This is a genomic window from Phosphitispora fastidiosa, assembly GCF_019008365.1.
GTDB lineage: Bacteria > Bacillota > Thermincolia > Thermincolales > UBA2595 > Phosphitispora > Phosphitispora fastidiosa.
In genome coordinates, this window is sequence record NZ_JAHHUL010000024.1 from 42,243 (window position 1) to 52,859 (window position 10,617).

Here is a 10,617-nt window from a genome sequence, read left to right on the forward strand (position 1 = left end):
ATCCTATAGATGGAGGTGAAGAAAAATGATGTATGGCTGGGGTGCCGGAGCCGGTTATGGTATGAGTATATGGATGTTGATAAGCTGGATAATAATGGCGGTTGTGATAATTTTTGCTCTGTATGGGCTTATTGCAATAATCAGAAAATCTGAAACAGGGCGCTTTACGAATAAATCTTTAGAGCCAATAGAGTATCTCAAGGAAAGGCTTGCCAAAGGCGAAATTTCTCACGAGGAGTACCAGAAAATTAAAGAAGAACTGCTAAAATAAAAACTGATTAAGTAGATGAGACCTTCCCGGAACGGAAGGTCTTAACCTTTTTCTGCAGGGGAAAGCTCGGCAATATATGGGAGATTACGATATTTTTCTTCATAATCCAGGCCGTAGCCAACCGCGAATGCATCAGGCTGAATAAATCCCTGGTAGTCAACCGGAATGTTCAGGAGACGTTCCGCGGGATTGTCAAGAAGGGTGCAGATCTTTAAACTGGCCGGTTTGCTGGATTCCAGGTACTGACAGATATAACCGAGGGTCAATCCGGTACCGATGACATCCTCTACCATCAGGACATGCCGTCCGGTTATCGAAATGTCCAGGTCCTTGGTGATGCGCACAATACCTGTTTCACTGGTTACACCGGGGTAAAGACCGATGGCAAGGAAGTCAATACTGAGTGGAATGGTAAGTTGTCTGGTGAGGTCAGCAACAAAATATAATGACCCTTTAAGGACACTGACAATAACCGTATCCCTGTCCCGGTAGTCGGAGCTGATCTGCCGGCCCATTTCGGCAACTCTTTGTTTGATGGTTTCTTCACTGAACAGTATTTTTCCTATTTCGGGTTCCTTCATTCTCCCTTGGTTCCTCCTTTATGCATTGTATTTCTATTTTGAAGCCGCGCTGCATCTGCTTCGCGAAGGGCGGGTTCACCTTCGCGCAGTCCGAATCTTTTCAGAAGTGAGTAGAAATCATTCTTAAATACAATATTTATGTTAGTTCCCGGGTATAGTTCCTTGAGGAGCCGCATCTTTTTCTTTTTTTCGGTGACATACTTTTGGTCCATAGTAGTAAGCTCGATATATGTGTCAAAGCGGGGCAGGTAAAAATCCGGAGCAAAGGCTTTGGTGATATTGCCTTCGGCATCCCATTCAATGGGAAAAGTCCGGGGTTCATACTCCCAGGCGATATTATACATATCAAGAATTTTGGAAAACTCTTCTTCAGAAGGATGCCTGAAGGCAGAAGGCTTCCCCGCTTCTTCAGTACCCTCAGGGCTGCCGGTGGAGACGGCAGCGGTCATTTTGACCTCAGCCAGATATGCCAGGAGAGATACACATTCCCTAATCCCCAGATAATCGGTATTCAGGGTAAGGTGATAAAGTCCGGGGTCTGCCCAGTCTTTCTCATATACTGTGTTGATAAACCTTCTGCGTTTCCGGTCGCTTAACTCAAGAAACCTTTTTGCATCTTGTTTTTCCAGTCCGTGAGTCTGCATCACTCTGCTTAGCCGGACAGCATCAGAGGCGGTTATCCTAATATGCAGGGCGGCAGGATCGCCGGCAAATATTACCTGGGAGCCTAAACCCTGTATTATTACGGATTGTTTGGTCACCACTTCCCTGAGCCTGGTCTCTATATATTCGGCAAAGCTTACTCCGGCATCAGACCGTTTCAGAAAGAAGCGGGGACTCTCTGCCAGCATACGCATTTCATGGTCATCAGCTATTTCGGGCAGCCAGTGATTCATAATAAAATCGTGGGTGATTACCTCAAAGCCAAGGCGTTTGGCAAGCATTTGGATAATTTCATAGCCCAGGCTTCCGGCCTGTCTGGAAAAGGTAATAAAAAACATATCCTCACTCCGTCATCAGCATTCTAAGTTATTTAGTAATATTATACCAGAAATTAATCAAATAACTAAATCAACATTGCCACGGCAAAGATTTTTCAGTTAAAATAAAAATGAATGCAACAGGTAGATATAGGAAGGTAGAACGAAGCTTGGCTGGTGCAAACCAATAATTTGAGTCTTTTTGAGCTTTGACTGTTGGCTGCCGGTTTAGTAGAATTGAATCAAGCTCCAAGGAATTCCTAAGATGGAATGCCTGAAAGGCCGGACCACAGAAGCGGAAAATACCGACACAATCAGTGAAACCGGTGAAATTAAATTCACTATATCGGAAGAGATTTAGCGAACCACTACTATAACAGAACTAACGGCATCGTATCATCTAAGGGTAAACTCATTCAGGGTTTTCAAGAAGGTGATAAGGTGATGGGAGGGTTGTTGTGGGAGGGAAGTAGCTGGATAGACGGATGATGAAGGGGTCACAAAAAGTTGGTAACAGGAAGTGGAAGTGGAATGGTATAGACAGGTGGGAAATCGATAAAGGTTCGTTGGAGCCTTTATTTTTTTATCCAGGAAAAGATATATGTTGTGAAAAGTAAGTCAATCAAGCTAAAAGCGGTTGGCTTATTATTTTTGCCAGCTCATTCATAGATGGGTATAATTAACTTCTATACCGGTATAAGCAAATTGAGGCAGGAAAAAAGAGACATATGACAAATAACATTATAAAGAGAAAAAAGTGGATAAATGGTTGATAAAAAGGGAAATAGAAGTAAAATTTAGCCAGGGAATGTGAAATGTTTAACAAACACTTAAGGAATGTGAAACCAATGAATAAACCAGTGCAAATTAACAAAAATATAAGGCATGGTTTTAATTTATGGAGCGGCAGTGCGGGAACAGCCTTGGAAGGACTGAATGTTTTACTCAATAGGCGGGACACCGGTACCGGAGGCCATTCCCTGAGGGTACTCAGATATACGGAGGCGATTGCCGAAGAACTTGGGATACAGGGACCGGAGCTCGAAGCTTTACGAATTGGGGCGCTGCTCCACGATATCGGGAAAATAGCAATACCTGATTCAATCTTACTAAAACCAGGTAGTTTAAACAGGGGTGAATGGGTGATTATGAAAACACATCCCCGTTTGGGGGCAGATTTGATATCGGTGGTTAAGTCACTGCAGCCAGCCATCCCAATTGTGCTGCACCATCATGAGTGGTACAATGGTTCGGGTTATCCCGATGGCCTGATGGGAGAAGAAATTCCTCTGGGAGCAAGAATTTTTGCAGTTGCAGATGCCTTTGATGCCATGACCAGCGTCAGGCCTTACAGAAGCGCTATGGACGTTGAAAGCGCTATCAAGGAGTTGAAGGCAGGCAGCGGAACTCAATTCTGCCCGGCGTGTTTAAAGGCGTTTTTGAATTTGGAACATAAGAACCTGATTAACATATATGCTGAATGCAAGAAGGAAGCTGAACCTATACAGCTTTACGGTGTCCAAAACTATATTGACCTTTAGCCCGCTGCCGGGCTTTTTTTATTACACCGATATGGGTATGCTATAATTAGGTGATAGTATTTAAAATTTTTTTACCGGACAGTGTAAAAAAGGAGTTATGTTGTGACAACTGTGTTACTCTTTCTAACCGGGCTGCTTGCCGGAGGCTTCGGCGCCCTCCTGGGACTTGGGGGAGGTGTCATCGTTATCCCTGTCCTGACTATTCTGTTTGGGCTGCCAATCCATACTGCCATTGGAGTCAGCCTTGTCGGGGTTATAGCTACCTCTACCGGAGCTGCAATAGTCTATGTCCGTGAAGGGAAAGCCAATATTAAGCTGGGGATGACCCTGGAACTGGGCACAACTGTCGGCGCAGTGGCCGGTGCGGTTGTGGCCGGGTTTGTCAGTGCCAGGGTATTATATTTTCTTTTCGCCGGGATGGTAGTCTATAATGCATATACAATGTATGGCAGGGAAGATAAAGAAGGCAGCCGGGAAGAAGATGCCGCGGCGGAAGATGATAAGATGACTGTAAACAAGGAAGGGTGCGGATATACGGTAAAGAATATTCCCCTTGGAATTTCGCTGTCGTCACTGGCAGGAGTTATGTCCGGCCTTTTGGGGGTTGGAGGGGGATTGATAAAAATACCGGTGATGTATTTATTAATGGGTGTTCCCCTTAAAGCGGCCGCTGCCACCAGTAACTTTATGATTGGGGTTACTGCCAGCGCCAGTGCATTTATTTATTACCTGAACGGAAACATAGATGCAGTGGCGGCAGTTCCGGTAGCTCTGGGAGTGTTCGGCGGGGCCGCTATAGGGACTCGGGTGAATGAGCGGATTTCCACGCGGGCTCTGAAAAAAGTATTTGTATTTGTGTTTATCTATATTGCGGTTCAGATGCTTATTAAGGGTTTCGGGGGGTAGCCGTGATTCAGAAGAGTAATGATATCAACCGAATACTGGCGATGCTGCTGCGCTCCGGTTCGATTATAAGTGTGGTCCTGATGGCCGCCGGACTGGCGTTTGCATTGGCAGCGGACGGAGGCCTGGAGGGACAGCGGGCAGCAGGTCAGGGCTTTTCGGAGGTAATTGCCGGGGTAATGGCATTGAATCCCATGGCGATAATGACCCTTGGCATCCTAGTCCTGTTATTTACACCGTTTCTCAGGGTAATTGCAGCGTTCTTTTCGTTTCTCCTGATTGAAAAAGATATTAATTATAGTCTGATTTCCTTGGGGGTACTGCTGATTATGATACTTAGTCTGCTGGTCCCCGGGCTGCACTAGATGGTTTGAAGGGAGCTGGTTCGCGAGAACCTCTCTTTTTTTTTGTAACTCTTCCGGGGAATAAAACAAAGTGAGCTGTCCCCCTAAAAATAGACACATTTTACTCGTATATTCTCACTAATTCGCAATGTTACAGTTTGTTTCGCAGTTATCCTTGGGGCCCTGCCCAGGGCCCTACCCCAAACCCCGTCCTCGCCGGAGGGCAAGCGGTCTGTTGTCAGACCGCTAAACAATAGGATTGGGGATTCAGGGCGAATCAAGGGTCAAGATAAACTCGCTCCGCAAGCCCTTGATTCGCGCCAAATGGTCATTTGCTCTTTAACAGGGGACCTGGGCTCAACGTTTTTGGAAGCATGATTATGCAGCACAGTGTAACAGCAACTTTTCCCTATAATATGCCTCGGGGGTTCTATAGTCATAGCTGGCATGTAGTCTTTTTCTATTGTAGAAAATCATTATGTATTCAAAAATCTTGGATTTCGCTTCAGCCCTTGTTCTAAATTTTTGGTCATTAAGCCATTCTTGCTTCATTTTCCCCCAGAAAGATTCCATCGGCGCATTATCCCAGCAGTTGCCTTTTCGAGACATACTGCAGATGTAGCCATATTTCGTCAATTGCTCTCGGTAGGCATATGAGCAGTATTGCGACCCTCTGTCAGAATGTAGAATTGCCTTTTGAGGTCTGCCAGAGGTCTTATAAGCATCATGGAGGGCATCTATTACCAATTGTTTTGTCATTCTGTCTGACATTGATAAACCGACAATTTTACCTCCACACAAATCCATTATTGCGGCCACATACAGCCATCCTTCATCCGTGTGGACATAGGTTATATCGGAGACTAGCTTTTTATTTGGTTTTTCAGTCCCAAAATCTCGGTTCAATAAATTCTCTGCCACCGGAAGATTGTGATTAGAGTCAGTGGTAGCCTTGTATTTCTTCTTCACCTTTGACTTTATCCCATTCCTGCGCATGATCCGCTCTATTCGTTTATGATTAATTCTTTGAAGTTTACAGTAGCGTTCTTCGGCATCTTTTGCTTCTAAGGACTTTCTGACCTTGATGCTTCCATAGGTATTATTATCCATGCTTATGCACGAAAAATCATGCATCCCCTGAGCTAAAAGGTAGTCCATGAAATAGCCGGATTGTTTGGTATAGTGCACTACTGTAGATTTTGAATAATCCTTTGTTGAGACACAGTAATCCTCAAACCGTTTGCTTGTCTCAATGAAATATGGATTAGTCAGCAGTTTCCGGTGTTTCAGGTATCTCCGTAAAACCGCATGGTGGAGCTGGAAGTCGCCAACCATCAGTATGACACGGAGTTCTTGGGTTTGTGCCTGGTTCAGTGTTCGCGAGAAATCATCCTGCGTAATGCCGAAGTATTCCTGTACGAAATCAATGCCAAGCTGTTCAGTGTAGTACTCCTGTCCTTTCTTGTCCGCAAAGTCTTTAAGCTTCCGCCAGCGATTGCGATAAAAGGTCATGCTGCCTTTTGTGTAACCGAGGCGGAGTAGTTCCTGTTCCAAATCCTGGAGCAGTTTGTGAAGCTTCTGTGGTTTCATAAGCAGTACCTCCTGATAGATATTTGAGAAAAATCTCAAATCTATTATCGGAGACTATGCAAAGTAATTCAACTGGAAATGCCCAAATATCAACGTTTTTTGCATACCTCTTTGCATAGTTACTTGCTTTGCATAGGGCGGTGTCATTAGTCCAGTACTGGCGAACTTGTTCTTACACTATGCCTTTGACCGGTGGATGGTGGACAAAAATCCCCAAAATCCTTGGGCCAGATATGCTGACGATGGAGTGGTCCACTGCCGGACAAAGGAAGAGGCTGAAGCTCTCTTGGAAAGGCTTAAGGCGAGGATGCTAGAGTGCAAATTGGAAATTCATCCGGACAAAACGAGAATTGTGTACTGTAAGGATGAGAGAAGAAAGAGGGAACATGAGCACACATCATTCACCTTTCTGGGGTACGAGTTCAGGCCAAGGGTAGTAAGGAGCAGGAATGGGAGGTGTTTCATAAGCTTCCAACGGCAGTCAGCCCACAGGCAAGGAAGAGTTTTCGCGAATCAATACGGGAAATACGGAGACAGTCACTTGGAGCAACTCTTGACGAAGTTGCACGGAGAATGAATCCGGTAATCCGGGGATGGGCGAATTATTTTGGCAGCTTTTGCTTCAGTATGATGAAGAAAGAACTTTGGCAATTGAATCTCGCATTAGCCAGGTGGGCAATGAGAACGCGTAAGAGATTACGGCGTAAGCCAGCAAAGGCGCTGGACTGGCTGGGTTTTTGTGCTAAGACAAGACCGGGTCTATTTGCTACTGGGAAATGGGCTGTAGGCCTACGGTATGATAACAAGAGCCGGATGAGGGGAGCACGTCCGGTTCCGTGAGCAGGCAGGGGTGAAACTCCCCTGCTTGACTCGACCTCGTCCGATTATCGTGGCGCCGGTTTCCCGAGGGCACGGCGACGTCATGGCTCGCGCAGAATGCTCGCGACGTCGCCTATCAGCCGGGTTCCCGGCTGATGCCCAAATGCCCACTGCGTGGGCACTTCGGGAACCCGGCGCCACGTAGTATGAAAATACCTGTTTGCCTCTACGCACAGGCTTTGTACTAAAAAAAGCAACAAAAAACCAGCCCCAAAACAGCCTTATTTGAGGTAAATTATGGTATATTTATGTAATCATCCTAAATTACTGCCTTTTCAACCTTATAGCCCAATGATTTAAGCTTAGAAATCATTTTTTGTTCTTCGGACTTGGAAATACGTGTTTTAGCAGGAGGTTCTCTATAAGCTTCTTGCTTTTGAATAATATGGTATATGGCTGTAAGCATGGTCCGTGAAATGGCGACAATGGCTTTGTTATGACCCCTGCGGGCCTTGATAGAGTTGAACTTGTTGGTAATCCAGGTTCCGGTTTCTTTTACTGCAGCATTTGCGCACTGCACAAGCATTGATTTAAGGTAGGAATTGCCTGGTTTGGAGCGTACACGTCTATTCTTACCGGCGGTGCGGTTGTTTTGTGGTGAGACGCCGCCCCAGGAACACAAGTGCATGGCAGAGTAGAATTTGGACATGTCAGTGCCTATTTCTGCGATGATAGCAATTGCTGCAGTTTTTTTAATACCCGGCACAGAACAAAGAAGGTCAATAATCTTTTGATAAGGCTTAACTTTTTCGTCAATCAAGGCTTCAATTTTGGTAATTTTCTCGCTGAGATTAAAAAAGTTGTCCAGGGCAATTCTTATTTTATTAGCTTGAGTTTCAGTGAGTTCTCCCCTTAAAGCTTCCATAAGTTCAGGAATTTTGCTGCGTAACTTCCCAAGGACAATTAACTGAAGTAAATCTTCAGTAATTTCCTCTTTGGCGAGAAGGGCAAATATAATATTCATGCCTGATTTGCCAAAGGTATCGGTAGCAACTGATGAGATCATTATATTGGACACAATGAGAGAATTTTGCACCCTGTTTTTTTCAGCGGAGCGCATTTTAATAAGTTTAGTCCTGTACCTGGTCAGTTCACGTAACTCCCTAATATCTCTGGGGGGAATGAAGCTGGGGTCAACAAGTCCAATTCTGTGTAATTCGGAAAGCCATTTTGCATCGCGGACATCAGTCTTTTTTCCGGGAAAAGTTTTGGTTCGTCTGGGATTAGCGAGAGTAATGTCAAAATGATCTTCAAACAGGTTAAAAACAGGAATCCAGTACTTACCAGTACTTTCTAAGGTGATGTCCAAGCAGTTGCTCTGCAGGAGCCATTCACGGGCAGACAGTATACCTGCCTGCACAGTTGAAAAAGTCTTGGCCCGGACAGAGTATGTGCCGTTAGCTTTAGTCTCATTCAATGCTATTGTGAAGGACTTTTTGTGAATATCGATACCGGCACAAATGGGATGAATAACCTTCAAGGCCTGACCTCCTTTGAAATATTTTGCAGGCAGCCAAAAAACAACCTGTCACACTTGAAAGTGTAGTATACGTCCTCAGAGGGAACAATTATTTATCTATTCAGGTTGTCGTCACATGGTTAGGCTCGGGTTTATCCCAGGATTGGATTCACCAATCGGTACCTCGTGCTCTTAATGCTGTCTGTAATATCATGATAATGGAAGAAAGAGACCTGTGAAAGAGGGAATAGTGACCTTGTTTTCATATGTTATTTATGCCGCAAAGCTTACAGCGGCGCGGCATGGGGATGGTTAGGCGAAATTCACCTTTGCCAGATTTTTAGTCATTTTTTAGGTTAAGGAAATTATTGTTGATTTCGACGGTTCTTTTTAGCCATAGAGAGAAAATCACCCCTTTTAATCTGGAATATCACACAGATTAACAAAAGGGGTGAACTTAATTATTAACTTAATTATTATAAGAATGATTTATTGCTCGCCTGGATAGAGTTTCTTAAATTCCATAACTTTATCCTTGGTAACATTTATAAGATTAGCATCTAGAATAGTTACCTCGGTTTTTTCAACTGTATCTATGACAAATGAATTCCATAGTTCTTTAGCTTTTTCGGAGTCAATTGTTTCAGAAACAATATCATTTTTTAATTTTCCAATCATTAAAGATTTTTGATACTTATCAGGCACATATTGCTCCCAATAAAAATCGGAGCCCAATGAGGAAATAAATTCTTCAATATCTTCACTAGGTTTACCGTCTGAATTTTTTACTGCTTCATCGAATGCCTTGCGTTTTTCTTTGGCGTATTGTTTAGCTTCATTGATAGAAACTTTTAAACCTTTTTTTTCAGCTTCATCTACCAAACTATATGTGGTGAGGAAATATGATAGGGTTCTAATATCTTCACCAGCATCCAGTTTACTATTTATCTCAGCTAATATACTTGTTTTTCTATCACTGTCCGGCATTGCCTCAATTTTTGTTTTTTCGCTACGTAAATTTTCTGTAACATCTTGTTGAAATTTTTTTGCAACCATATATTCGGATCGAGTAATTCGATTATCGTTTATTATTAAGACAACATCTTCACTTCCCTGAATATTTTTCGAATTCTTGACGTAATCAGCAAGTTCTTTACTTTTGGTGAGAGAATAAGCCGTGCCAGCAATAATCAAAGTTAGAATTGCTACAGTAACAAAAATACTAATTCTCCTCATCTTTTTACTACCTCCTTTTTAGTATATTATATTTATATTAAAACGTATAATATGATGTCCTGGTTATGGTTGCTATTTTACCATAGTCTCCTTCACTGATATATACCCACCAGTACCATTTGAACCTACTACAACTAGTTAGGTAATTAGTGTAAAATGTTTTGTCATTTTTATAACCTGGAAAATAGGTATCTCCTGACGGAATAATTATGGGACTTGGTGTATACCACTCCCAAAAATTAATTATTCCTGCGTTAGTCCAAGTAGTGGATGATGTACTGGTTCTAGTTTGATAGGTAGTATTATTAGCCATATCTTGACTAAAATGCAAATTAAATGCTTTCGTGTTATTTAAAGTTCCTTCATTCGAATGTTTTGATATGACTCGTTTTTTTGTAGTGGTATTGGTAGTCCAATATTCATAACAATAATAATCATAGGATGGATTAAAAGTAGCTCCATCTGAAGTGGTAAACCAATATGGATAAGTTCCACTATAAGTTTTATAACTGGCAAATGCTGTAGTTGCAGTCGTGAGTAGTAACATTATTGATGTCATGATAACTAATATGCGTTTGTGATGCAACATATTTCTCCTCCTTGTAAAAGTTATAAAATAAAAAACCAACCAACCCTCCCTTCCAGTAATATACATTTATAATTCCATAAAAAAACATAAATACCTTCTAGAGGAAGCGCGAAAATATATAATATTTAATGGTAAATAAAATTGTTGTAAGTGACGGTGAACATCACCTAACATTTTAGCCGTGTTTCCGCAGTTGAGCATGCAAAAACACCGGCTAAGCACTGGCCCTACCGGCGTTAAGTCA

At 42.9% G+C, this 10,617-nt stretch carries 10 protein-coding genes and 2 pseudogenes; 6 read left to right on the plus strand and 6 right to left on the minus strand.

Annotated features, from left to right (window positions below):
- Positions 1-25: 25 nt before the first annotated feature.
- Positions 26-271 carry an SHOCT domain-containing protein gene (locus tag Ga0451573_RS17175; protein WP_231685390.1) on the plus strand — a complete coding sequence of 82 codons (246 nt, stop codon included), beginning with the start codon at positions 26-28 and terminating at the stop codon, positions 269-271.
- A gap of 41 nt (positions 272-312) precedes the next feature.
- On the opposite strand, the gene hpt is transcribed toward Ga0451573_RS17175, so the two are convergent.
- Positions 313-852 (minus strand): hypoxanthine phosphoribosyltransferase, encoded by a 540-nt coding sequence (gene hpt, locus Ga0451573_RS17180; protein WP_231685391.1) that lies wholly within the window; start codon positions 850-852, stop codon positions 313-315.
- Positions 849-1,853, minus strand: coding sequence for a cytidylate kinase family protein (locus Ga0451573_RS17185; protein ID WP_231685392.1), 1,005 nt, complete (start codon positions 1,851-1,853; stop codon positions 849-851). Before Ga0451573_RS17185 ends, hpt begins: the two co-directional genes overlap by 4 nt.
- An 827-nt stretch (positions 1,854-2,680) precedes the next feature.
- On the opposite strand from Ga0451573_RS17185, the gene Ga0451573_RS17190 reads away from it, so the two are divergent.
- The 3 genes from Ga0451573_RS17190 (at position 2,681) to Ga0451573_RS17200 (ending at position 4,641) form a co-directional block, all read left to right on the plus strand.
- Positions 2,681-3,373 (plus strand): HD-GYP domain-containing protein, encoded by a 693-nt coding sequence (locus Ga0451573_RS17190; protein WP_231685393.1) that lies wholly within the window; start codon positions 2,681-2,683, stop codon positions 3,371-3,373.
- A gap of 102 nt (positions 3,374-3,475) precedes the next feature.
- Complete coding sequence (locus Ga0451573_RS17195; protein ID WP_231685394.1) at positions 3,476-4,279, plus strand: sulfite exporter TauE/SafE family protein; 804 nt, start codon at positions 3,476-3,478, stop codon at positions 4,277-4,279.
- Positions 4,280-4,281: 2 nt separating this feature from the next.
- Positions 4,282-4,641, plus strand: a complete 360-nt coding sequence (locus Ga0451573_RS17200; RefSeq protein WP_231685395.1) for a DUF1634 domain-containing protein — start codon at positions 4,282-4,284, stop codon at positions 4,639-4,641.
- Between the two features lie 357 nt (positions 4,642-4,998).
- On the opposite strand, the pseudogene Ga0451573_RS20435 reads toward Ga0451573_RS17200, so the two are convergent.
- Positions 4,999-5,724, minus strand: a pseudogene (locus Ga0451573_RS20435) (IS3 family transposase); the annotation flags it as partial.
- A gap of 631 nt (positions 5,725-6,355) precedes the next feature.
- Between Ga0451573_RS20435 and Ga0451573_RS20330 the strand changes: the two are divergent.
- Positions 6,356-6,622: pseudogene (locus Ga0451573_RS20330) on the plus strand (reverse transcriptase domain-containing protein); the annotation flags it as partial.
- Between the two features lie 44 nt (positions 6,623-6,666).
- Positions 6,667-7,050, plus strand: coding sequence for a group II intron maturase-specific domain-containing protein (locus Ga0451573_RS17210; protein WP_231685397.1), 384 nt, complete (start codon positions 6,667-6,669; stop codon positions 7,048-7,050).
- Positions 7,051-7,348: 298 nt separating this feature from the next.
- Here Ga0451573_RS17210 and Ga0451573_RS17215 read toward each other — a convergent pair whose 3' ends face one another.
- The 3 genes from Ga0451573_RS17215 to Ga0451573_RS17225 form a co-directional block, all read right to left on the minus strand.
- Positions 7,349-8,569, minus strand: a complete 1,221-nt coding sequence (locus Ga0451573_RS17215; RefSeq protein ID WP_231685398.1) for an IS110 family RNA-guided transposase — start codon at positions 8,567-8,569, stop codon at positions 7,349-7,351.
- Between the two features lie 468 nt (positions 8,570-9,037).
- A complete protein-coding gene (locus tag Ga0451573_RS17220; RefSeq protein ID WP_231685399.1) occupies positions 9,038-9,784 on the minus strand; it encodes a hypothetical protein in 747 nt (248 codons plus the stop codon).
- Positions 9,785-9,821: 37 nt separating this feature from the next.
- Positions 9,822-10,373, minus strand: coding sequence for a hypothetical protein (locus Ga0451573_RS17225; protein WP_231685400.1), 552 nt, complete (start codon positions 10,371-10,373; stop codon positions 9,822-9,824).
- Positions 10,374-10,617 lie beyond the last annotated feature (244 nt).

Excerpts from the sequence above, each read along its gene's own strand:
- Ga0451573_RS17190 (WP_231685393.1), top strand. The coding sequence starts at position 2,681 with ATGAATAAACCAGTGCAAATTAACAAAAATATAAGGCATGGTTTTAAT.
- hpt (WP_231685391.1), bottom strand. The coding sequence starts at position 852 with ATGAAGGAACCCGAAATAGGAAAAATACTGTTCAGTGAAGAAACCATC.
- Ga0451573_RS17225 (WP_231685400.1), bottom strand. The coding sequence starts at position 10,373 with ATGTTGCATCACAAACGCATATTAGTTATCATGACATCAATAATGTTA.
- Ga0451573_RS17220 (WP_231685399.1), bottom strand. The coding sequence starts at position 9,784 with ATGAGGAGAATTAGTATTTTTGTTACTGTAGCAATTCTAACTTTGATT.
- Ga0451573_RS17175 (WP_231685390.1), top strand. The coding sequence starts at position 26 with ATGATGTATGGCTGGGGTGCCGGAGCCGGTTATGGTATGAGTATATGG.
- Ga0451573_RS17185 (WP_231685392.1), bottom strand. The coding sequence starts at position 1,853 with ATGTTTTTTATTACCTTTTCCAGACAGGCCGGAAGCCTGGGCTATGAA.